Annotated in this window: 20 protein-coding genes; 9 read left to right on the top strand and 11 right to left on the bottom strand. The window is 66.3% G+C overall.

Going from position 1 to position 21,055, the window contains the following annotated elements:
• Positions 1-7 precede the first annotated feature (7 nt).
• The 3 genes from dnaQ to ACEN98_RS29830 form a co-directional block, all read right to left on the bottom strand.
• Positions 8-715 carry a DNA polymerase III subunit epsilon gene (gene dnaQ / locus ACEN98_RS29840; protein WP_413388444.1) on the bottom strand — a complete coding sequence of 236 codons (708 nt, stop codon included), beginning with the start codon at positions 713-715 and terminating at the stop codon, positions 8-10.
• Between the two features lie 61 nt (positions 716-776).
• Positions 777-1,217, bottom strand: coding sequence for a ribonuclease HI (gene rnhA, locus ACEN98_RS29835; RefSeq protein ID WP_413340681.1), 441 nt, complete (start codon positions 1,215-1,217; stop codon positions 777-779).
• Positions 1,218-1,238: 21 nt separating this feature from the next.
• A complete protein-coding gene (locus ACEN98_RS29830) occupies positions 1,239-2,024 on the bottom strand; it encodes a class I SAM-dependent methyltransferase (protein WP_413388443.1) in 786 nt (261 codons plus the stop codon).
• A gap of 23 nt (positions 2,025-2,047) precedes the next feature.
• Between ACEN98_RS29830 and gloB the strand changes: the two genes are divergently transcribed.
• Together gloB and ACEN98_RS29820 are read left to right on the top strand one after the other, a co-directional pair.
• Complete coding sequence (gene gloB, locus ACEN98_RS29825) at positions 2,048-2,845, top strand: hydroxyacylglutathione hydrolase (protein WP_413388442.1); 798 nt, start codon at positions 2,048-2,050, stop codon at positions 2,843-2,845.
• The gene (locus tag ACEN98_RS29820; protein ID WP_413388441.1) at positions 2,827-3,489 is read left to right on the top strand and encodes a 2-hydroxychromene-2-carboxylate isomerase; all 663 of its coding nucleotides are present in this window, start codon (positions 2,827-2,829) and stop codon (positions 3,487-3,489) included. The genes gloB and ACEN98_RS29820 overlap by 19 nt, the downstream gene beginning before the upstream one ends.
• A gap of 4 nt (positions 3,490-3,493) precedes the next feature.
• On the opposite strand, the gene aceB is transcribed toward ACEN98_RS29820, so the two are convergent.
• Positions 3,494-5,083: a malate synthase A gene (gene aceB / locus ACEN98_RS29815; RefSeq protein ID WP_413388440.1), complete on the bottom strand. Its 1,590-nt coding sequence runs from the start codon at positions 5,081-5,083 to the stop codon at positions 3,494-3,496.
• Between the two features lie 173 nt (positions 5,084-5,256).
• On the opposite strand from aceB, the gene ACEN98_RS29810 reads away from it, so the two are divergent.
• Positions 5,257-6,165, top strand: a complete 909-nt coding sequence (locus ACEN98_RS29810) for a LysR family transcriptional regulator (protein WP_413340690.1) — start codon at positions 5,257-5,259, stop codon at positions 6,163-6,165.
• 71 nt (positions 6,166-6,236) lie between these two features.
• On the opposite strand, the gene ACEN98_RS29805 is transcribed toward ACEN98_RS29810, so the two are convergent.
• The 4 genes from ACEN98_RS29805 to ACEN98_RS29790 form a co-directional block, all read right to left on the bottom strand.
• Complete coding sequence (locus ACEN98_RS29805) at positions 6,237-6,440, bottom strand: cold-shock protein (protein WP_036166698.1); 204 nt, start codon at positions 6,438-6,440, stop codon at positions 6,237-6,239.
• A gap of 296 nt (positions 6,441-6,736) precedes the next feature.
• A complete protein-coding gene (locus ACEN98_RS29800; RefSeq protein ID WP_413388439.1) occupies positions 6,737-7,111 on the bottom strand; it encodes an Hpt domain-containing protein in 375 nt (124 codons plus the stop codon).
• 10 nt (positions 7,112-7,121) lie between these two features.
• Positions 7,122-7,772 (bottom strand): uracil phosphoribosyltransferase, encoded by a 651-nt coding sequence (gene upp / locus ACEN98_RS29795; protein WP_413388438.1) that lies wholly within the window; start codon positions 7,770-7,772, stop codon positions 7,122-7,124.
• A gap of 98 nt (positions 7,773-7,870) precedes the next feature.
• Positions 7,871-9,562 carry an isovaleryl-CoA dehydrogenase gene (locus ACEN98_RS29790; RefSeq protein ID WP_413388436.1) on the bottom strand — a complete coding sequence of 564 codons (1,692 nt, stop codon included), beginning with the start codon at positions 9,560-9,562 and terminating at the stop codon, positions 7,871-7,873.
• Positions 9,563-9,893: 331 nt separating this feature from the next.
• Here ACEN98_RS29790 and ACEN98_RS29785 point away from each other — a divergent pair, with 331 nt between their 5' ends.
• A complete protein-coding gene (locus ACEN98_RS29785) occupies positions 9,894-11,627 on the top strand; it encodes a putative bifunctional diguanylate cyclase/phosphodiesterase (RefSeq protein ID WP_413388435.1) in 1,734 nt (577 codons plus the stop codon).
• Positions 11,624-13,117 (top strand): HDOD domain-containing protein, encoded by a 1,494-nt coding sequence (locus tag ACEN98_RS29780; protein WP_413388434.1) that lies wholly within the window; start codon positions 11,624-11,626, stop codon positions 13,115-13,117. The genes ACEN98_RS29785 and ACEN98_RS29780 overlap by 4 nt, the downstream gene beginning before the upstream one ends.
• Positions 13,118-13,221: 104 nt before the next feature.
• Here the strand turns inward: ACEN98_RS29780 and aroC are convergent, their stop codons facing one another.
• Complete coding sequence (gene aroC, locus ACEN98_RS29775; RefSeq protein ID WP_413342909.1) at positions 13,222-14,316, bottom strand: chorismate synthase; 1,095 nt, start codon at positions 14,314-14,316, stop codon at positions 13,222-13,224.
• Between the two features lie 176 nt (positions 14,317-14,492).
• Between aroC and ACEN98_RS29770 the strand changes: the two genes are divergently transcribed.
• A complete protein-coding gene (locus tag ACEN98_RS29770; RefSeq protein WP_413388433.1) occupies positions 14,493-16,736 on the top strand; it encodes an EAL domain-containing protein in 2,244 nt (747 codons plus the stop codon).
• Positions 16,737-16,750: 14 nt separating this feature from the next.
• Here the strand turns inward: ACEN98_RS29770 and ACEN98_RS29765 are convergent, their stop codons facing one another.
• On the bottom strand, positions 16,751-17,206 hold the full coding sequence (locus tag ACEN98_RS29765) for a CBS domain-containing protein (RefSeq protein WP_036231747.1): 456 nt from the start codon (positions 17,204-17,206) through the stop codon (positions 16,751-16,753).
• Between the two features lie 188 nt (positions 17,207-17,394).
• Between ACEN98_RS29765 and ACEN98_RS29760 the strand changes: the two genes are divergently transcribed.
• From ACEN98_RS29760 to ACEN98_RS29750, 3 genes are read left to right on the top strand one after another with little or no spacing between them, the layout of a single operon-like run.
• Entirely contained in the window at positions 17,395-18,498 is a 1,104-nt protein-coding gene (locus tag ACEN98_RS29760) for a PLP-dependent transferase (RefSeq protein WP_413388432.1), read from the top strand.
• 1 nt (position 18,499) lies between these two features.
• The gene (locus ACEN98_RS29755) at positions 18,500-19,303 is read left to right on the top strand and encodes an alpha/beta fold hydrolase (protein WP_413388431.1); all 804 of its coding nucleotides are present in this window, start codon (positions 18,500-18,502) and stop codon (positions 19,301-19,303) included.
• A 38-nt stretch (positions 19,304-19,341) separates the two neighbouring features.
• Positions 19,342-19,650, top strand: a complete 309-nt coding sequence (locus ACEN98_RS29750) for an Mpo1-like protein (RefSeq protein ID WP_413388430.1) — start codon at positions 19,342-19,344, stop codon at positions 19,648-19,650.
• On the opposite strand, the gene ACEN98_RS29745 is transcribed toward ACEN98_RS29750, so the two are convergent.
• Entirely contained in the window at positions 19,640-21,016 is a 1,377-nt protein-coding gene (locus ACEN98_RS29745; protein ID WP_413388429.1) for a YihY family inner membrane protein, read from the bottom strand. The two genes, ACEN98_RS29750 and ACEN98_RS29745, sit on opposite strands and share 11 nt — an antisense overlap.
• Between the last annotated feature and the right edge of the window lie 39 nt (positions 21,017-21,055).

Raw genomic sequence — 21,055 nt, 5'->3', positions numbered from 1 at the left:
CGTTTTGTCACCCCTGCGGAGAATATTTTCTCCAAACACATTCTCCCTTCACGCCTTTGTCGAGTGCGGCAAGGACGTTCTCATGCTCGGCGAGCTCGTCGGCAGCAGCCGGCAGCACGAGGATCTCGCCCAGCGGGCCAGCTTCCAGCACGATGCCGCCGCCGCCCGTCTCGACCTCGACGTCCATCGACAGCGTATTCTGGCCGCGGGTCATCGCCAGGTAGACGTCGGCCAGCAGCTCCGAGTCCAGCAGTGCGCCGTGCAGCTTGCGGTGCGCGTTCGAGATGCCGTAGCGGTCGCACAGCGCGTCCAGCGAGTTGCGCTTGCCGGGGTGAAGTTCCTTGGCATGGACGAGCGTATCGATCACGTTCGAGCAGTGTTCGACGAACGGCGGCAGGCCCATGCGCTCGAACTCATGGTTCAGGAACGCAAGGTCGAACGGCGCGTTATGGATGATGATCTCGGCGCCCTGCACGAATTCGCGCAGTTCGTGGGCGATCTCGTGGAACTTCGGCTTATCGCTGAGGAACTCGGTCGTCAGGCCGTGGACCGCCAGTGCCGCTTCGTCCGAGTCGCGCTCGGGGTTGATGTAGCGGTGGAAGTTATTGCCGGTCAGCTTGCGGTTGAAGATCTCGACGCAGCCGACCTCGATGATGCGGTCGCCGGTGCGCGGATTCAGGCCTGTGGTTTCGGTATCGAGGACGATTTGGCGCATGCGCGTGGAAACTCAAAAAAGCGTGGAAAGAACCGGTAAGTATAACAAAATCAGCGCAATATCAACGCTTTAGCGAAGCCGCACCCATGTTGGCGAGAGCGTCGGCGCGCTCGTTGCCGGGGTGGCCGTTGTGGCCACGCACCCAGCGCCATTCGACGGCGTGCTGCTGCTGGGCGGCGTCCAGCGCCTTCCACAGGTCGTCGTTCTTGACGGGTTCCTTCGCCGACGTCTTCCAGCCGCGCGCCTTCCAGCCGTGGATCCATTCCGAGATCCCCTTTTGCACGTACTGGCTGTCCGTGTGCAGGACGACCTCGCACGGGCGGTTGAGGACGGTCAGCGCCTCGATCACGGCGCGCAGTTCCATGCGGTTGTTCGTCGTGTTCGGCTCGCCGCCGAAGATTTCCTTTTCATGGCCGCCATCGGCCACGAGCAGCGCGCCCCAGCCGCCGGTGCCCGGATTTCCCTTGCAGGCGCCGTCGGTAAAAATCTCAACTTTGGTCATGCTGCGCTTCTTCCTTATGTCTTACTTGTGATGTTCGTTGCGGTTCGTCGCCGGCACCGCCTGCGGCGCCTTGCTCGTCTTTTTATTCCAGGCCGGACCGATGATGCGCATGCCCTTCACGCGCTTGATCGCGTGGACCATGTACACGGCCCCGAGATACGGCCACCAGCGCTGCCCCGCCCCTTCGATGAAGGCGAAGCGGTTGAGCCATTGCGCGGTCCGGAACGGCGGCGCGTAGCAGCCGAAATGGCTGCGCGTGACGCCGAGATTCAACAATTTTAACCAGTCTTTCAGGCGGGGCATAGAGATGAACTCCCCCGCGGCCGGCAGGTAGTCGCTGCTCGTGATGCGCCCCATCCCCTGGCGCACGCCCCACAGGCTGGCCGGGTTGAAGCCGCAGATGATCACCTGGCCTTCCGGGATCAGCACGCGCTCGACTTCGCGCAGCACCTGGTGCGGCTCGGCCGCGAATTCCAGCACGTGCGGCAGCACGACGAGGTCCAGGCTTTGCGACGCGAACGGCAGGTCGGCGAAGTCCAGCGCGACGGCGATCTGCTTGCCGGTGGCGGCATAGACCAGTTCGTTGGCCGTCGACGTGCGCGTCGCCGCCTGCCATTTGTTGGGCATGCGGTTGGCGGCCAGCGCGTCGATCTGCGGCACGCCGATCTGGACCGCGTTGAAGCCGAAAATATCGACCGTCAGCTCGTCCAGACACGCCTGCTCCCAGGCGCGCACGTACGCACCCGCCGGCGATTGCAGCCAGCGGTCGAGCGCTATAATGGATTTTTCGGATGCCGCGCTGTCCATGCCCAACCTTTATCGATACGCATATGATTCCCGTGCCCACTGAGCTGGCTGTCCTGACCGTGCCAGCGTTCAAGGATAACTATCTTTGGCTGATCCATGACGGCGTGCATGCGGCAGTGGTCGACCCCGGCGATGCCGAACCGATCCTCGCGGCCCTGCAGGCGAATGGCCTGACCCTGACCGCCATTCTACTCACCCATCACCATGCTGACCACATCGGCGGCGTGACGCGCTTGCTCGAACACAGCAACGTGCCCGTCTTCGGTCCACGCAACGACGGCATCGCCGTCGTGAACCACCCGGTGGGCGAAGGCGATGCCGTCGAGGTGCCGGGCCTCGCGCTCGAACTCGCCGTGCTCGACGTCCCCGGCCACACGAAGGGCCACATCGCATACATGCGCCAGGATGCGGGCGCGCACTGGCTGTTCTGCGGCGACACCTTGTTCGGCGGCGGCTGCGGCCGCCTGTTCGAAGGCACGCCGGCGCAGATGATGGCCTCGCTCGCGAAGCTGGCCACCCTCCCCGACGATACGCTGGTGTACTGCGCCCACGAATATACACTGTCGAACCTGCGTTTCGCCGAAGCGCTGGAACCGGGCAACCGCGCGCTGCAGCTGCGTATCGCCAACGACAGCCAGCTGCGCGGCACGCACCTGCCCACGATCCCGTCCACGATCGCGATCGAAAAGGCGACGAACCCCTTCCTGCGCACGGGCGAGCCCGCCGTCATCGGCAGCCTGACGGCGGCCGGCCGTCTCGCGCCCGGCGCCGACCAGGTGACCGTATTCGCCGCGCTGCGCGAATGGAAGAACGTTTTTTGACGACGGTCCGCTGCTACGCGGATCCCATCAGCCCGTATGCGTGGCTGGCCCTGTCCGATCTCGCGCGGATCGAGGCCGCGGGCGCGCGCGTCGTGGTGGTACCCGTGCTGTTCGCGGGCCTGCTGGACGCCCACGGCACCGTCGGGCCAGCCGAAATCGATGCGAAGCGCCGCTACATGGCACGCGACGTGATGCGCGAAGCGGCGCGCCGCGGCCTGCCCTTCGCCGGTCCGCCCGGCCACCCGTTCAATCCGCTGACCGCCCTGCGCATGTGCACGGCCATCGACGATGACGCGCGTCGGCGCACGTTGTTCGTCGCGTTGACGCGTGCGGCGTGGGAACGGGGCGAGGACCTGATGGATGCGGCGACGCTAGTCCGACTGGCGGACGATGCCGGGCTGGATGGCGCCGGACTGTTCGCGGCGGCGCAGGCGCCGGCCGTGAAGCAGGCGCTGGCCGGTGCGACCGCGCAGGCCATCGGCGAGGGCGTGTTCGGCGTACCGACGTTCCAGGTCGATGGGGAACTGTTCTGGGGTGCGGACCGGATCGATGCCCTGCTCTGGCATGTGCAGGGCAGCGGCATCGATGAAGACGCGTTGCGCGCGTTTCTCGGCAGGGCGCCGCGCGCGCAACGTCAACGTTGACGACTCAGATTTCTTCGTACAGCGGCAGCGTCAGGAACTCGGCGAATTCTTCCGAGGTCGACATCTGTTCGAAGATCTGCGCGGCGCGGTCGTAGGTCGGGCTGTCGCCGTTCGGGGCGGCCGCCTTCGCGTTGGCCAACTCCTGCGGGATCATCTCGCGCACCATCCCGGCCGTGACCTTGCGGCCGTCTTCCAGCACACCCTTCGGCGAGCGGATCCATTGCCACACCTGCGAACGGCTGATCTCGGCCGTGGCCGCGTCTTCCATCAGGTTGTGGATCGGCACGCAGCCGTTGCCAGCCAGCCAGGCGCCCAGGTAGTGGATGCCCACGTTGATGTTGTAGCGCAGGCCCGCTTCCGTGATCGGGGTCTCCGGACGGAAGTCCAGCAGATCCTTGGCCGTCACCTCGACGTCCGGACGCTGCTTGTCGATCTGGTTCGGGCGGTCGCCCAGCACCTTCTTGAACTCGGTCATCGCCAGTTCGACGAGGCCCGGGTGCGCGACCCAGCCGCCGTCGTAGCCGTCGGTCGCGTCGCGTGCCTTGTCGTTGCGCACGCCGCCCATCGCAACTTCGTTCTTTTCCGGATCGTTCTTGATCGGGATCAGCGCCGACATGCCGCCGATCGCCGGGGCGTTCCGCTTGTGGCAGGTCTTCAGCAGCAGCAGCGCGTAGGCGCGCATGAACGGCGCCGTCATCGTGACCTTCGGACGGTCGGCCAGGCAGAAGTCCTTGTCCAGCTTGAACTTCTTGATGCACGAGAAGATGTAGTCCCAACGGCCCGCGTTCAGGCCGGCGCTGTGCTCGCGCAGTTCGTACAGGATCTCGTCCATCTCGAAGGCGGCGACGATCGTCTCGATCAGCACGGTCGCCTTGATGGTGCCCTGCGACAGGCCCAGTTCGTTCTGGGTCATGACGAAGATGTCGTTCCACAGGCGCGCTTCCAGGTGCGATTCCATCTTCGGCAGATAGAAGTACGGACCGGCGCCGCGGGCCAGCTGTTCCTTCGCGTTGTGCACCATGAACAGGGCGAAGTCGAAGATGCCGCCCGAGATGCGCTTGCCGTCGACGAGGACGTGTTTTTCGTCCAGGTGCCAGCCGCGTGGACGGACGACCAGCGTCGCGACCTTGTCGTTCAGCTTGTATTGCTTGCCGTTCTGCTCCAGCGAGATCGTCTTGCGCACGGCGTCGCGCATATTGATCTGGCCGGTGATCTGGTTGTCCCAGTTCGGGGTGTTGGAGTCTTCGAAGTCGGTCATGTAGCTGTCCGCGCCCGAGTTCAGCGCATTGATGACCATCTTGCGCTCGACCGGGCCCGTGATTTCCACGCGGCGGCATTCCAGCGCCTTCGGGATCGGCGCGATCTTCCAGTCGCCATTGCGGATGTGCGCCGTCTCGGGCAGGAAGTCCGGACGCTCGCCGGCGTCCAGGCGTTTCGCGCGCTCGACGCGGGCGGCCAGCAGCTGCTGGCGGCGCGGTTCGAATTCGCGGCTCAGTTTCGCTACCAGCGCGAGCGCTTCCGGCGTCAGGATCTGTTCATAGCCGGGCTTGATCTCGGCCCGGATTTCCATTCCGGCTGGGGTGGCGATGGTCATTGCGTTCTCCTGTTCTAGTATGAAATGTGGACAGTGCCGATGTTCCTGGCACAAGCCAGCTTGGCGTTTGATATTGCTTCCAGTATATTCACTATTAATCGCCTAAACGAGACAAAAAATATATTCATTTATGCTTTTTTGTCACAAGTGACGAACAGAATCGAGGCATTCCTTTGGACCATTTCCGTCAGATATCTACCTTTGTCGAAGTCATTGCCCGCGGCAGCCTGTCCGCAGCCGCGCGCGCGGAGGGCATCGCGCCGGCCATGATCGGCCGCCGCCTGGACGCACTCGAGGCGCGCCTGGGCGTGAAACTCTTACAGCGTACCACGCGCAAGCTGGCGCTGACGGACGAAGGGGCGGTGTTCCTTGAGGATTGCCAGCGCATCCTTGCCGAGCTCGAAGAAGCGGAAGCGGCCGTGTCGGAACGGAGCGCGCGCGCCACGGGGCATCTCGTCGTGTCCGCCCCCGCCGGCTTCGGGCGCCAGCACGTGGCCCCGCTGGTCCCCTCCTTCCTGGCCGAACACCGCGAAGTGAGCGTGAACCTGAACCTGTCCGACCGCGTCGTCGACGTCATCGGCGAAGGCGTCGACATCGCGATCCGCATCGCGAGCCTGACGGACTCGAACCTCGTCGGCGTGAAGCTCGCGGACAATCACCGCGTCGTCGTCGCGACGCCCGGCTATTTGAAGCGCCATGGGACGCCGCAGACGCTGGCCGACCTGTCGAAGCACAATTGCCTGGCAATCAGCAGCCAAGGCAGCCAGCGGGGCTGGACGTTCCGCGACCACGGCAAGATCGTCACGATGAAGGTGGGCGGCAATATGGTGTGCAACGACGGCGCCGTGCTGCACGACTGGGCGATGGCCGGGCGCGGGCTGGCCTGGCGGTCGATGTGGGAAGTGAGTTCGGAAATCGAAGCGGGCCTGCTGGTGCCCGTGCTGGAACAGTTCGCGGCGCCGGGCAACGATATCTATGCCGTATTCGCGCAACGCCGTCACTTGCCGCTGCGCATCAGAGTATTCGTGGACTTTCTGCGCCACGCGTATTCTCAGCCGGATTACTGGCGCAAACCGGGCTGACCGGCATGAAACGATAGGGCAAAAAAAAATCCTCGGAAGCTCCGAGGATTTTTTGTCATCAATTCAGCAGATTACAGCGGCTGAATGTTCGATGCTTGTTTGCCTTTCGGACCGGAGGTCACGTCGAACGAGACGCGTTGGTTCTCCTGCAGGGACTTGAAGCCCTGGCTCTGAATCGCCGAGAAGTGCGCGAACAGATCTTCGCCGCCTTCGTCCGGGGTGATGAACCCGAAGCCTTTGGAGTCATTGAACCATTTAACGATGCCAGTTGCCATTACAATTTCCTATTTCAGTTGAAGTGGACCGAAGTCCGTTTACGATCGTTTGAAGAAGCAAGAAACAAATGACAGACTAACTGCACTGCTACCGCGAATCCAACGATCCCTAATTATACCGAATAAACCCGCATGTACACGGTTTTCGCAAAATAAAACCGGGATCCGTGACAATTCCTGAAGCCAACCTTTTTACGGATCCCATTTGCGTCGGCAGTACGCAAAATATAGGGCATGGATGCGGATAAAGTTTGTCCTAAATCAAACGATTTCGGGACAGGTGCCTTGTTGTGGCGCTATACAGAAGACTCGTCGTTCGGGTATGCGGCCTTCGGATCGACGCTGCCCCACGCGATGAACACATCCAGTTCGGACAGCCACGCTTCCCACTCCTCCGGGGCGACGGCGTCGAATGTCGTCAGCACGCGCAGGCGCTGTTCCAGCATGCGCGCCTGCTGCCCGAGGATGCGGAAGCCGAATGTGGCGGACGAGCCGGCCAGCGTATGCAGCACCGCGTGCATCTGCTCGATGAGCGCGGCGGGCGGCCGTTTCGGCTCGAAGGCGTTGCGTGCGGCCGACAGGCGGCCGAGCGTTTGCGGCAGGCTCGCCGCGAATTTATCGTTCAGCTCCGCGAGGCGCGCGAAGAATTCGGCATCCGCACTCGAACTCATTTCGTGCCACTCATTTCGTACCAAATATACGATCGCCCGCATCACCAAGGCCGGGCACGATGTAGGCGTGGTCGTTCAGGTTGCTGTCGAGCGAAGCCACGTACACCTTCACGTCCGGATGGGCCTTGTGGAACACTTCCACGCCTTCCGGCGCCGCGACGAGGGCCAGGAAGATGATCTGGTCGCCCGTCACCCCGCGCTTCTTGAGCACGTCGACGGCGTACACGGCCGAGTTGCCCGTCGCGACCATCGGATCGCACAGGATGAACGTGCGCTCGGTCGTGTCCGGCAGGCGCACGAGGTATTCGACGGGCAGGTGCGTGTCCGGGTCACGGAACACGCCGATGTGGCCGACGCGGGCCGACGGCACCAGTTCCAGCAGGCCGTCGCTCATGCCGACGCCGGCACGCAGGATCGGCACGATGGCCAGCTTCTTGCCCGCGATGACGGGGGCGTCGATCGTCATCAGCGGCGTGTCGATCTGGCGCGTCGTCAGCGGCAGGTCGCGCGTGATCTCGTAACCCATCAGCAACGTGATTTCCCGCAGCAGTTCGCGGAACGTGCGCGTGGACGTGCCGCGGTCGCGCATGTGCGACAGCTTATGCTGGATCAGGGGATGGTTCAGGATGAACAGGTTCGGGAAGCGCGGATCTTGTTTCATTTATGCATGGCCGGCGCTTGTGGCAGCGGCGTGGTTATCTGGTAAATGGCCAGCATTATCCCAGTTTGTCCTGTCATTTGTCGAAGTTTTATCGGGGCTTATTCCACCAGTGCCCGGACGAGGATCGCGTCGCAGTCGACCCCGCCCGGCAGCCGGCCGAACGCGCCGCCGACGTCCACGGCGATGCGCGACGCCACGAACGCGTCGGCGACGCATGCCGGCGCATGGCGCAGCAGCAGCCCCGCCTGCACGGCCACGACCAGGTGTTCCGCGAGGCGGCGCGCGCCGTATTCGTCGGCCGCGAGCGTGGCGAGGCCGTCCAGCAGGCGCGCGCAATACGCGTCGAAGCGGCTGTCGCGGTCGGAGGCGAGCGCCAGTTCCGCCGCCAGCGCGTCGCGCGTCTCCGGGCCCTTGGAAAACGCCCGCAGCACGTCGAGGCACATCACGTTGCCGGAGCCTTCCCAAATCGAATTGACGGGGAATTCCCGGTACAGGCGCGCCAGCGGGCCGTCCTCGACATAGCCGTTGCCGCCCATGACTTCCATCGCCTCGGCGCCGAACGCGGGGCCGCGCTTGCACAGCCAGTATTTGCCGGCCGGCGTCAGGATGCGGCCCAGCAGCGCCTCGCGCGCGTCGGCGGCGCCATCCGGGCCCGGGTCGAAGCAGCGCGCCAGCCGCAGCGCGAACGCGGTCGCCGCTTCCGATTCCAGCGCCAGGTCGGCCAGCACGTTCTGCATCAGCGGCTGGTCGGCGAGCTTGCGCCCGAACGCGCTGCGCGCGCGCGCATGGTGCAGCGCGTGGCACAGGGCGGCCCGCATGATGCCGGCCGAGCCCAGCACGCAATCGAGGCGCGTGTGGCTGCCCATTTCGAGGATCGTCGGGATGCCCCTCCCCTCCTTGCCGATCAGCCAGCCTGCGGCGTCGCAGAACTCGACTTCGGACGACGCGTTCGACTTGTTGCCGAGCTTGTTCTTCAGGCGCTGCACGCGGATGGCGTTGCGCGTCCCGTCCGGCAGGAAGCGCGGTACGAAGAAACACGACAGACCCGCACTGCCGCCCTCGTCCGTCTGCGCCAGCACGAGATGGGCGTCCGATTGCGGGGCCGAGAAAAACCATTTGTGGCCGACGAGGCTCCACGCGTCGCGCCAGTCGGCGCCGAAGCGGGTCTCAGCCACGGACGGGCTCATGCGCGTCGCCCGCGTCGTGTTGGCGCGCACGTCGGTGCCGCCCTGTTTTTCCGTCATGCCCATGCCGATCAAGGCGCCCCGCTTCCGCCCGATCGGCAGCGAGCGCGGGTCGTAGGTGCGCGACAGGATCTTCGGCAGCCAGTGCGCCGCGATGCCCGGGTGCTGGCGCAATGCCGGAACCGACGCATACGTCATCGTCACGGGACATTGCGAGCCGTTCTCGACCTGGCCGAACAGCAGATAGGCGGCCGCACGCGCGACCTGGGCGCCGGGCCGCGGCGCTTCCCACGGCAGCGAGTGGGCGCCGTTTTCGATCAGCAGGCGCATCAGCTCATGCCAGGCAGGGTGGAATTCAACCTCGTCCACGCGATGCCCGCCGCGGTCGAAATTGACGAGGCGCGGCGGGTTGTCGTTCGCCAGCCGGCCCAGGTCCAGGACGGCGGCTGCGCCGAGTTCCCGCCCCAGCCGCCCAAGTTCGCCCTCCGCCCAGCCGGCGCCTTCGCGCACCAGGCCTTCGCGCAGCGCGCGGTCGCAGGCGAACAAGTCGACGTCACCGAACGGCGGCGCCTGGTTGAAAACCTCGTGGGTGTCGAATCGGTTCATGGCGTCCCTCCGGGAATGGCCGAGTTGTTGCAGCTGAGCATCATACGAACGGCGCAAAAGTTTCTACTTTGCACTGTATCGGCGACAATAACCCTTCATGCCCACCGCCGGGTTATCGGTTAGACAACAAGGCTAGCCCAAAGCCGCGTGCGGGGCAAGCGGCACCGATTCAGTGCCGGCACTGCGACGTGTCAAGCAGCGGCAGAAAGTGACACGGCATTGTGCTTTTTGGTGCCGGCTGGAATCTTTCGGTGATACATTGCTTGTTGTTTTGGTACACTCCAGCATTAAAGGCAGTTCCTGCCTAGATTTGAAAGCAGATATTTCGACAATGCGCGCCAGTTCACCCGCAGTACCGAACGATCCGCGTCATGCGGCCCCGGCGGCGAGCCCGGACGGCTACATGGAGGCGGTGGGCGACGTTGCGTTCCGCCTCGACCCTTCCGGCCTGATCCGCCATGCAAGCCAGCGCGCCCAGCGTACGTTCGGCGCGCAGACGCTGGCCGGCGCGGTATTGACGACACTGGCCGTCGAAGTCGACCAGGCCGCCCTGCGCAACGCCCTTGTCGATGCCGGCACGGCCAGCGATCCGATACTCGTCGAAGTGCGCCTGCGCTGCGCCGGCAAGGACGCCTGGTTCGAATTGCGCATCGGCCAGCTCCCGGGCAGCCATGAATTGCTGGCCGTCGGCCGCGACATGTCGGCCCAGCGCGCGACCGAACAACGGCTGCGCCACATGGCCACGCACGACGCGCTGACGGAACTCCCGAACCGCCTGCTGCTGTCCGACCGCATCCGCATGGTGATCGCCAATGCGCGCCGCTCGGGCCAGGGCTTCTGCGTCGCCACGATCGGGCTGGACGGTTTTAAAAAAGTCAACGACGGCCTCGGCCACCCGGTCGGCGACGCCGTGCTGCGCCAGGCCGCGATCCGCCTGCGCAAGACCTTGCGCGACAGCGACACGCTGGCCCGCGTCGGCGGCGACGAGTTCGTTGCCGTCCTGCCCGGCACATTCACGCCGGACCAGATCAAGCTCGTGAGCGGCCGCCTGCTGGCCGCGCTGCAATCGCCGTTCGAGGTCGACGGGCATACCGTGTACCTGGGCGCCTCCGTCGGCGTGTCGATCTATCCCGACCACGCCGAGGACGAGATCCGCCTGATCGCCCTCGCCGACGCCGCCATGGGCCGCGCCAAGGAAACCGGCAAGGGCCGCGCAGTCGTCTACAGCGTGCGCGAGAACGGCATGCCGCAGCACGACATCTCGCTCGAAGCCGCAATGTTCCAGGCCGTGCGCGAAGGTGAATTCCTGCTGTACTACCAGCCGATCGTGTCCAGCCGCACGCGCCAGATCGAAGGCTTCGAAACCTTGATGCGCTGGAAGCATCCGACCCTCGGCATGGTGCCGCCCGTGCGCTTCATCCCTATCGCCGAGACCAATGGCCTCATCAACCTGCTCGGCGCCTGGGCGCTGAAGGCGGCACTGGTGCAGCTGCGCCAGTTCGAGGAAGTGGCCAAGCGCGACCTGTACATCTCGGTCAACATCAGCCCGCGCCAGTTCCGCAACGACCGCTTCCTGAACGTGCTGGACGACGCCCTCGGCTTTTCCGGCGCGTCCGGCGACAAGCTCGTGCTCGAGATCACGGAAGGCACGCTGATGGTCGATCCGGCGCACGCGGAGGCGATCCTGACCAGGATGGCCGAACGCAACGCCCGCATCGCGATCGACGACTTCGGCACCGGCTATTCGAGCCTCGCCTACCTGAAACGCTTCCCGATCTCGGTGCTGAAGATCGACCGCGCCTTCATCAAGGACCTGCCCACCTCGACCAAGGACGCGGCGATCTGCAACGCCGTGCTCGACCTGGCCAAGCACCTCGACCTGTCGGTCGTGGCCGAAGGCGTCGAGACCGAAGAACAACTGACCTACGTCGAGTCGCGCGGATGCGACTACGTACAAGGCTACCTGACCGGGAAGCCGATGCCGGCCCACGTGGCCATGGCCGCGCTCAAGGAAAACCTGTACACGGAACTGCTGCCGGACGAATTACGGGCGGGCCTCACATGAACCAGACTGCTACCATCGAACGATCGCCGAAAGCCGACGCCACCCTCGCCCTGCTGTGGGAGCGGATCCGGCGGCGCGGCGACATGCCCGGCTTCACCAGGGCCATCAACGCCATCCTCGCGTCCATGCGCGGCGAGGACGAGCGCGACTTTTCCATGACCCAGACGGTGCTGTCCGACCCCGTGCTCACCCAGAAGGTGCTGCGCCTGGCGAACAGCGGCATGTACTCGGCCTTCGGCCAGCGCATCAACACCGTCTCCAAGGCCATCCTCGTGCTGGGCACGGAAGCCATCGGCCACCTGGCGCTGGGCCTGAAACTGATCGAGGAACTCAGTAAATCCACGCCGGATTCGCTGCAGGCCCACATCGAGATGGAAAAGGCCGTGCTGGCCGGGATGGTGGCGCACCAGGTCGCGGCCGAAGCGGCCACGCGCGATCCGGAAGAAGCCGTCGTGTGCTCGATCCTCCATTCGCTGGGCCGGATGATGGTCACGTTCTACCTGCCCGAGCACTGGACCCTGATGCAGCAGGCGGCAGGCGCCGGCGCCATCGACCCGATTGCCATCGCGCAACTGGGCCTGTCGCTCGAACAGATCGGCCGCGCCACCGCCGAACACTGGGGCCTGCCGCGCAACCTGATCGCCGGCATGCGCCGCGTGGAGCCGGGCTTGCGCGGTGCCGACTTTGGCCACGACGACTGGCTCGCCGCGCTCGGCACGATGGCGTCGCAATGCGCCGACAGCCTGTGGCACAACGACGAAGCGGGCGCCGAACAGGTGAAACTGCTGGCCGCCAGCTTCGCGCCGCTGATCGGCATCGAGCCCGACAACATCGTCGGCGCCATCGAGAAGGCGAAGGTCGAAGCGGCCGCGGACCTGTCGATCGCGCCGCTCGCGAATCCGCCCGAGAAGCGCGCCCGCACCGCAGCCGTCACGCGCATGCGCGAGGCCGGCAACAAGATCCTGCTCAGCGGCGTGGCCGACATGCGCGATGGCGCCGCGACCGCGACGCCGGGCCAGATGGTGGCGATGGCGATCGAGACGGCGTACCACGGCCTGTCGTTCACGCGCGCGTTCGGCTTCCTGCGCAACCGCCGCGACGGCCGCTACACGGCCAAGATCGGCCTGGGCGACAACGCCAAGACACTCGTGCCCAAGCTGTCGTTCGACGATACGTACGAACCGAACGTGTTCTTTGCCTCCCTCGGCAGCGACCGCGTGATCTTCATCGAGAACGCGCGCGATCCAAAATTCTCGAGCAAGCTGCCGGGCTGGTGGAAAGGCACGCTGTCCGAGGCACGCTGCTTCGTCGTCATCCCGCTGTGCACGCGCGGCGAGCCGGTCGGCTTCATCTACGGCGACTGGGACGACCGCTTCCCGTCCGTCTACCTGAGCCAGACGGAGTTTTCGCTGCTGAACGAATTGCGCGCGCTCGTCGTGACGAGCGTGGAGCGGCGGCAGCCGGTGGAAGCGGTGGCGAGCCGGGCCTGAACGTCGTCCCTGCGAAGGCAGGGCCCCACCTTGCGAGCGTCGCCGCAGCGCGACGAACCTGGGTTCCCGCCTTCGCGGGAACGACGTGTCAACTGCTCCGGTATTTAACGCAGGCGCGGCGTATCCACGTGCACGTCGCCGCACTGGGCGCGGTTCATCAGGGCGTGATCGATCAACACCAGCGCCAGCATCGCCTCCGCGATCGGCGTCGCGCGGATGCCCACGCACGGGTCGTGGCGGCCGAACGTCTCGACCGTCACCGGATTGCCCTGCTTGTCGATCGAGCGGCGCGGCGTGCGGATCGACGACGTCGGCTTGATGGCGATGGACACGGCGATGTCCTGGCCCGTCGAGATCCCGCCCAGCACACCGCCGGCATTGTTGCCCACGAAGCCTTCCGGGGTCAGTTCGTCGCCGTGTTCCGAACCCTTCTGCGCGACCGAGTGGAAACCGGCGCCAATCTCCACGCCCTTCACCGCATTGATGCCCATCATGGCGTAGGCGATGTCGGCGTCGAGCTTGTCATAGATCGGCTGCCCGAGACCCACCGGGACGTTCTTCGCCACCACGTCGATGCGGGCGCCGATGGAATCGCCCGCGCGGCGCAGTTCATCCATTGCCGCTTCCATGCGCGCGATCAGGTCGGCGTCGGACGTCGCGGCGAAGAACGGGTTGGCGTGCACGTGCTTGAAATCCTCGAACGGCACGGGAATGTCGCCCAGCTGGCTCATGCAACCCATGAACTCGGTGCCGTACTTCTCGCGCAGCCACTTCTTGGCGATGGCGCCGGCGCCGACGACGGGCGCGGTCAGGCGCGCGGACGAGCGGCCGCCGCCGCGCGGGTCGCGCACGCCGTACTTGTGCCAGTAGGTGTAGTCCGCGTGGCCGGGGCGGAACATCTCGACGATGTTGCCGTAGTCCTTGCTGCGCTGGTCAGTGTTCTCGATCAGCAGCGCGATCGGCGTGCCCGTCGTCACGCCTTCGTAGACCCCGGACAGGATCTTCACCTGGTCCGCTTCCTGCCGTTGCGTCACGTGGCGCGACGTGCCCGGCTTGCGACGGTCCAGCTCGGGCTGGATATCGGCTTCGGACAACGTCAGTCCCGGCGGACAGCCGTCGATCACGCAGCCGATTGCGGGACCGTGCGATTCGCCGAAAGTGGTTACGGAAAACAGCTTGCCAAATGTGTTGCCGGACATGGAATCTCGTTGGGTTGTGCGAATGGAATGGAAGATTCTACCAGCATGGACAAAGGACCGGTGAATAGACTAGTTGCATCAATAAAAATGTTTCCACATGGAACTTTTTTGCCTGAATGGATAGCATTGCAGATATACTGATTCACAACTATCGAGCTTAACCTGGAGACGCAGCAATGCCCGCACCGAACACGCCTCCGGGCGCCGCACAGGACGATGACCTGGTGTTCGCAGACGAGACGCCGGCAGACCCAGCTGTGAAGGACGGCGGCGCGTGGCGCGTGCTGATCGTCGACGACGATGCCGACGTCCATTCGACGACCACGTTCGCGCTCGGTGCGCTCGAAATGCACGGGCGGCCGCTGGCATTCCTGCATGCGTATTCCGGCGCCGAAGCGATGGACGTGCTGGCCCGCGAACACGACATCGCCGTGATCCTGCTCGACGTCGTGATGGAACAGGCCGACGCGGGACTGCACCTCGTGCGCCACGTGCGCGACACGCTCGGCCGCCACGACGTGCGCATCATCCTGCGCACGGGCCAGCCCGGCTATGCGCCCGAGATGGACGCGATCCGCGGCTACGACATCAACGATTACCGCACCAAGTCGGAACTCACCCGCACGAAGCTCTACACGAGCGTGGCCGCCGCGATCCGCGCCTACGAGCAGATCCGCGCGCTCGAAGACAGCCGCACGGGCCTTGCCGAAGTCGTGCGCGCCAATACGGAATTGATGGCCCTGCACACCGTCGGCGAGATGACGCTCGGCATCCTGCGCGAAGTGGCCGCCCTCGCCGGCCAGCCGGCGGACGGCGTGCTGTGCGCCTGCCCGCCGGGCACGGGCAACGTCGGCTGGCAGGTGCTCGCCAGTTGCGGGCCCAGCACCGACCTCGCGCGCGCCGGCATGCTGGCGCCGGGCGGCCAGGGCCCGGCCGCCGCCATCGCGCGCGCGCTGGCCGAACGGCGCAACCGGTACGAACCCGACCACCTCGCCCTTTACTTTTGCGGCAAGTCGCACCGTCATTTCGCCGCATGGCTGAAATTGGCGCATCCGCTGGACGCCCTGCGCCGCGGCCTCGTCGACGTCTTCACGAGCAGCATCGCCGTCGGCCTGGACAACGTCGCGCTGATGACCGCCCTGCACCGCGCGGCGTTCTACGACGGCCTCACGAGCCTGCCGAACCGGACACGCCTCGTCGAACTCATCGACGACAGCCTGCAAGCGCGCGCCGACGCGACCCTGTGCCTCGTCGACATCGACCAGTTCGCCGAAACGAACGACGCCCTCGGCCACCAGTTCGGCGACGCGCTGCTCGGCGCCGTGGCGCAGCGCCTGCGCACGCGCCTGGATGCGCGGGTGGCACTGGCCCGCATCGGCGGCGACATCTTCTGCCTGCTGGGCGAGGCCGGCCTGATCGATCCGGCCGCCGTGCAAGACCAGTTCGCGGCGCCGTTCTCGATCGAAGGCCAGGACGTGCAGGTGTCCGCCACGCTGGGCCTCGTGCGCCTGCTGGAGCATGACGGCAGCGCGGCCGATGCGCTGAAGGATGCCGACATCGCGCTGAAGCGCGCGAAGACCCAGCGGCGCGGCGGCCACTTCTATTTTTCGCGCGGCATGGGCGTGGAGATCCGCGAACGGGTGCGCCTGATGCACGCGCTGCGCAGCGGCTTCGCGCGCGGCGAACTGTTCCTCGCTTATCAACCCCAGGTCGAACTGGCCGCGCGCCGCGCGTTCGGCGCCGAGGCGCTGCTGCGCTGGCGCACGGAAGACGGCCGCTTCGTCGCGCCCGACCGCTTCATTCCGATCGCGGAATACTCGGGCCTGATCATCGACATCGGCGCGTGGGTGCTGCGCGAAGCCTGCGCGGAACTCGTGCGCGTGCGCGCGGCGGGCCACCTCGACTTCACGATGTCGATCAACGTCTCGCAAGTCCAGTTCCGCCATCCGCATTTCATCGACATGCTGCGCCAGGCGCTGCTCGATACGGGCGCGCCGCCGGAGCGTGTCGAGCTGGAGATCACGGAATCGATGGCGATGGAAGAACCCGATCTGCTGATCGAACGCCTCGCCGAAATCAAGCGCACCGGCGTGTCGATCGCCATCGACGATTTCGGCACGGGTTTCTCGTCCCTCTCCTACCTGCAGCGCCTGTGCGTGGACCGGCTCAAGATCGACCGCGCGTTCGTGACCGAGATCACGGACGCGGCACGGGGCAGCAGCATCGCGGAGATGGTCATCGAGCTGGGCCGCAGCCTGGGCCTGTCGATCATCGCCGAAGGTGTGGAGGACGAGGTGCAGGCGCAGATCCTGCAGGCGCTCGGTTGCCCGCTCGCGCAGGGCTATCTGTTCGCGCGCCCGCTCGCGCCCGCGGCACTCATCGAGTGGCTGGGCAGCGACGCGCTCACGCGCGCCGCGTAATCACCGACGACCGGTCAATCCTCGGCCATCTGCTCGGCAGGCCAGTCGCGAATATAGGCCTTGAGCATGCGGTTCTCGAAGCTCTGCGCCTCGAGCACGGCCTTCGCGACGTCGTAGAACGAGATCACGCCCAGCAGCGTGCGCGCGTTCATGACGGGCAGGTAGCGCGCGTGCTTTTCCAGCATGATGCGGCGCACTTCGTTGACTTCGGTGTCCGGGGTGACGGTGATCGGGCTGTCGTCCATGTGCTTGCGCACGGTGCCCGCGGGTTCGAGCGAACCGCCGTGCGCGTGCAAGGCCTTGATGACCTCGCGGAAGGTCAGCATGCCGACCAGGTCGCCATATTCCATCACGACGAGCGAGCCGATGTCGCGCTCGGCCATGGTGGCGGCGGCGTTGGCCAGGTCGGTGTCCGGCGACACGGTGTAGAGAATGTCGCCCTTGACCTGCAGGATTTCCGATACCTTCATTTGGACCCCCTTGATTGGAGATGCGTGCTGCGTTGTGTATTTCATAAATTTGACTCTAGCCTAAGCTCCCCAAAAAATCCACCTTTTTGCCTTGCAACCGTGCACTCTGCACCATCTTGATGATTAAATGTAACGGTTAGCGCTATCGGATGCTAGCATGCGCCTTCTTCGTTTTCAGGATGAACCCCATGAGCGGTCCCCGCTACCCCGGCTTCAGCACGCTGGCGCTGCACGTCGCCGCCGCCACGCCGTCACCCGACCCGGCCGTCGCCACGCTCGAGGAGCGCGCCGCCGCCCTCGAAGGCGGTGTCGCGGGCATCGCGACGGCCAGCGGCCAGGCCGCGCTGCATCTCGCGCTGGCCACGCTGGCAGGCAACGGCCACCACGTGGTCGCCGCGGACAACCTGCATGACGACGCGCGCGCCCTCCTCGCACACGGCCTGCGCCGCTTCGGCGTGACGACGACGTTCGTCGATCCGCAGGCTCCCGACGGGTGGCGCGCGGCCATCCGGCCCGAAACGCGGGTGCTCGTCGGCACGGCCCTCGGGCTGGAGGGCACCGTTCTCGACATCCCGCGCGTGGCCGCCATCGCGCACGACCACGACCTGCCGCTGCTCGTCGACGCGACGCTCGCCACGCCGTGGCTGCTGGCCGCGCTCGACCATGGCGCCGACCTCGTGGTCCATGGTGCCGCCTTGCTCGCGGGACAAGCGGACGCGCCTGGCGGCCTGCTCGTCGACGGCGGCACGTTCGACTGGCATGCCGCGCACACGCGCACGGGCCGCTACGCCGACCTGTGCGAACCGAATCCCGCCTGCGACGGCCGCGTGTTCGCCGAAGAGTCGACGGTCGGCGCCTTCGCCCTGTGTGCGCGCCACGTCGGCCTGCGCGCTTTCGGCACCGTGCCGGGCGCGCACGATGCGGCCGCGATCCTGCGGGGACTCGAGACGCTGGGCATGCGGATGGACCGCCACGTCGCCGGCGCCCGCAGGGTCGCGGAGACGCTCGCGGGTCACCCGGCCGTCGCCAGCGTCGCCTATGCGGAACATGCACTGCTGCCGCGCGGCGCCGGCGCCGTCGTCCCGTTCACGCTGCGGGGCGGCCCGGCCGCGGCCGGCCGCTTCCTCGATGCGCTGAAGGTCTTCGGCCGGGCGGATGCCATCGGCGGCCCCCGCTCGCACGCCACCGGCGCGGGCGCGGGCACCGTGCGCCTCTACGTCGGCCTGGAAGACCCGGACGACCTGGAGGGCGACCTCGCCCGCGCCCTGAAACTGGCGCAGAAAGGAGCCTGACATGCTGCTCGACGTGAACGGCAAGACCGCCTACGCCTACGCCGCCGGCAGCGCGCCTGGCCCGGAGGCCATCGTGTTCATCCACGGCGCCCAGAACGACCATTCCGTCTGGACGGCCCAGGCGCGCACCCTCGCGCACCAGGGCCACCGCGTGCTGGCCGTCGACCTGCCCGGCCACGGCCGCAGCGCCGGCCCCGCGCTGGCGGCGGTCGAGGAGATGGCCGCGTGGCTGCTCGACCTGCTCGACGCGGCCGGGATCGCCCGCGCCGTGCTGGCCGGCCACAGCATGGGGTCGCTGATCGCCCTCGAAGCGGCGTCCCGGGCGCCCGCCCGCGTGCGCGCGCTGGCCCTCGTGGGCAGCACGTGGCCGATGAAGGTGTCGGACGCGCTACTGGAGACGGCGCGCACGAACGAACCGGCCGCCATCGACATGGTCAACCTGTGGTCGCACGCGGCCATCGCACCGGCCCCGCCCAGCCGGCCGCAAGGTGTCTGGCTGGCGGGCGCGTCGCGCCGGCTGATGCAGCGCCTGTCGCAACTGAACCCGGATCAGCTGTTCCACACGGACTTCGTCGCGTGCAATACGTACGCGAACGGAGACGCGGCCGCGCAGGCCATCGCGTGCCCGACCCTGTTCGTGCAGGGCCGGCGCGACGCGATGACGCCGCCCCGTTCGGCGCAAGGGCTCGTGGCCGCGATCCCGCATGCGCGCGTCGTCGCGCTCGATTGCGGGCATGCGCTGATGACGGAACAGCCCGATGCGGTGAGCGCCGCGCTGGCGGACTTCGTGCGCGGCCTGGATTGATCTACACTGGACAGCAGGGAGACAACCGGGAGAGCAGCATGGCCGCCGTCCGCTACGACAGTTTCGCGCAGTTCTATCCCTGGTACCTGACCCAGCACGAGAACCGGATGTGCCGGCGCGCCCACTTCCTCGGCACGTCGTCGGCCATCGCGGGCATCGCGCAGTACATCGACAGCCTGAATCCGTGGTGGCTCGCCGTCGCCGTCGTGACGGGCTATGGCGGCGCCTGGGTCGGGCACTTCTTTTTCGAAAAGAACCGTCCGGCCACGTTCGGCTACCCGTGGTATTCGTTCCGCGCGGACTGGGTGATGTATTGGGAGATGCTGACCGGCAAGCTCAGCTGGTGACCCGGATAAAATGGTCAGCCAGCGTCTCGTCCAGCCCCCGCTCGACGGACGCCTCGACCTCGCGAGCGAGCGCGGCCGTGTCCAGCGCCAGCGGCGACTGCGCGCCATCGGCCGGCGGTCCGGCCTCGCTCTTGACGCCGCCGAACACGAACAGCCGGTAGACGTCCGCGAGCCTGACGAGGCGCGGATCGACGAGCAAGACCCAGCAATCGGTCCCGGCCCGCGCACCTCCGCCTTTACCCATCCTCCACCGCAGCGGTACCTGCTCCTCGACGTGCACGCGCCCGACCCAGCCGGCCGCCACCATCCGTTCCAGCAGCTCCGTCATCTCGTCGTAGCCGATGCGCGTGCATGCGCGGATCTGCGCACTCGACACCATCGCCGTCCCCGTCAGGCGCGCCCCGCCATGCAGCACCTTCAGCACGGCCATCGCATCGACGAAGGCGCCGCCCGGCACGGGTTCGTACCACCAGCGTTCGTACTTGACGATGGGCAGCGCGGCCGTCAGCAGCGCGCCGACCAGCGTGATCATCCACGACAGGTACATCCAGACGAGGAACAGCGGCAGTGCGGCCAACGCGCCATAGATGATGGCGTAGGTGGGGAATTGCCGGATGAAGATGGCGAACACGCGTTTCGCCACCTCGAACGCGATGGCGGCGACGAGGCCGCCCCACATGGCATCGCGCCAGTCGACGTCGCGGTTCGGCACCGTCATGTACAGCAGCACGTAGGCGCCCGTCGTCAGCGCGACCGACACGAGAGTGTAGAACACGGCGCCCAGGAACGGCACGAGGCTCATCAGCCCGTTGGTGGCGGAAAACAGTTGCGACGTCAACGTGAGCGACAGGCCGAACGCGAGCGGCCCCAGGGTGACGAGCGCCCAGTACACGAGCACCCGCTGCACGACCGGACGGGGGCGGCGCACCTTCCAGATCTGGTTGAACGCCCGCTCGATCGTGCCGATCAGCGCGACGGTCGTGAACACGAGGGCGATACCGCCGACGGCCGACAGCCCCGTCGCCTTGCTGGCGAACTGCGTGAGGTTCGACGTGATCGTGTTGGCGATCGCCTTCGGCATCAGCATCTGGACGAAGTAATTGTCCAGCGCCGTGCGCAGCTTGCCGAACATCGGAAACGTGGTGAAGATGGCCAGCACGATCGTCAGCAGCGGGACGATCGCGAGCGTGGTCGTGAACGTGAGGCTGCCCGCCACCTGCGGCAGCTTTTCCTCGGTCAGGCGGCGGCGCGCGAAGCGCACGAGGTCGCGCGCCTCGTTCCACGTCAGTCCGCGCACCCGGTCGACGCCCGTGTTGATCATCTCGGTCGTGCTGCGGGAAAGATTGGTGACGGTCTTGGAAAGCATCGAAAAAGCGCCGACGGCGAGCGTGTCATCTTGTAAAGC

Source organism: Massilia sp. CT11-137, from assembly GCF_047302885.1.
GTDB lineage: Bacteria > Pseudomonadota > Gammaproteobacteria > Burkholderiales > Burkholderiaceae_D > Telluria > Telluria orientalis.
Note: the sequence above shows the minus strand (reverse complement) of the source record. Positions and strands in the feature narration are given on the sequence as shown.

Excerpts from the sequence above, each read along its gene's own strand:
- rnhA (WP_413340681.1), bottom strand. The coding sequence starts at position 1,217 with ATGACCAAAGTTGAGATTTTTACCGACGGCGCCTGCAAGGGAAATCCG.
- ACEN98_RS29800 (WP_413388439.1), bottom strand. The coding sequence starts at position 7,111 with ATGAGTTCGAGTGCGGATGCCGAATTCTTCGCGCGCCTCGCGGAGCTG.
- ACEN98_RS29765 (WP_036231747.1), bottom strand. The coding sequence starts at position 17,206 with ATGAAGGTATCGGAAATCCTGCAGGTCAAGGGCGACATTCTCTACACC.
- dnaQ (WP_413388444.1), bottom strand. The coding sequence starts at position 715 with ATGCGCCAAATCGTCCTCGATACCGAAACCACAGGCCTGAATCCGCGC.
- ACEN98_RS29805 (WP_036166698.1), bottom strand. The coding sequence starts at position 6,440 with ATGGCAACTGGCATCGTTAAATGGTTCAATGACTCCAAAGGCTTCGGG.
- gloB (WP_413388442.1), top strand. The coding sequence starts at position 2,048 with ATGATTCCCGTGCCCACTGAGCTGGCTGTCCTGACCGTGCCAGCGTTC.
- aceB (WP_413388440.1), bottom strand. The coding sequence starts at position 5,083 with ATGACCATCGCCACCCCAGCCGGAATGGAAATCCGGGCCGAGATCAAG.
- ACEN98_RS29785 (WP_413388435.1), top strand. The coding sequence starts at position 9,894 with ATGCGCGCCAGTTCACCCGCAGTACCGAACGATCCGCGTCATGCGGCC.
- ACEN98_RS29760 (WP_413388432.1), top strand. The coding sequence starts at position 17,395 with ATGAGCGGTCCCCGCTACCCCGGCTTCAGCACGCTGGCGCTGCACGTC.
- ACEN98_RS29750 (WP_413388430.1), top strand. The coding sequence starts at position 19,342 with ATGGCCGCCGTCCGCTACGACAGTTTCGCGCAGTTCTATCCCTGGTAC.
- upp (WP_413388438.1), bottom strand. The coding sequence starts at position 7,772 with ATGAAACAAGATCCGCGCTTCCCGAACCTGTTCATCCTGAACCATCCC.
- ACEN98_RS29780 (WP_413388434.1), top strand. The coding sequence starts at position 11,624 with ATGAACCAGACTGCTACCATCGAACGATCGCCGAAAGCCGACGCCACC.
- ACEN98_RS29770 (WP_413388433.1), top strand. The coding sequence starts at position 14,493 with ATGCCCGCACCGAACACGCCTCCGGGCGCCGCACAGGACGATGACCTG.
- ACEN98_RS29830 (WP_413388443.1), bottom strand. The coding sequence starts at position 2,024 with ATGGACAGCGCGGCATCCGAAAAATCCATTATAGCGCTCGACCGCTGG.
- ACEN98_RS29745 (WP_413388429.1), bottom strand. The coding sequence starts at position 21,016 with ATGCTTTCCAAGACCGTCACCAATCTTTCCCGCAGCACGACCGAGATG.
- ACEN98_RS29790 (WP_413388436.1), bottom strand. The coding sequence starts at position 9,562 with ATGAACCGATTCGACACCCACGAGGTTTTCAACCAGGCGCCGCCGTTC.
- ACEN98_RS29820 (WP_413388441.1), top strand. The coding sequence starts at position 2,827 with ATGGAAGAACGTTTTTTGACGACGGTCCGCTGCTACGCGGATCCCATC.
- ACEN98_RS29755 (WP_413388431.1), top strand. The coding sequence starts at position 18,500 with ATGCTGCTCGACGTGAACGGCAAGACCGCCTACGCCTACGCCGCCGGC.
- aroC (WP_413342909.1), bottom strand. The coding sequence starts at position 14,316 with ATGTCCGGCAACACATTTGGCAAGCTGTTTTCCGTAACCACTTTCGGC.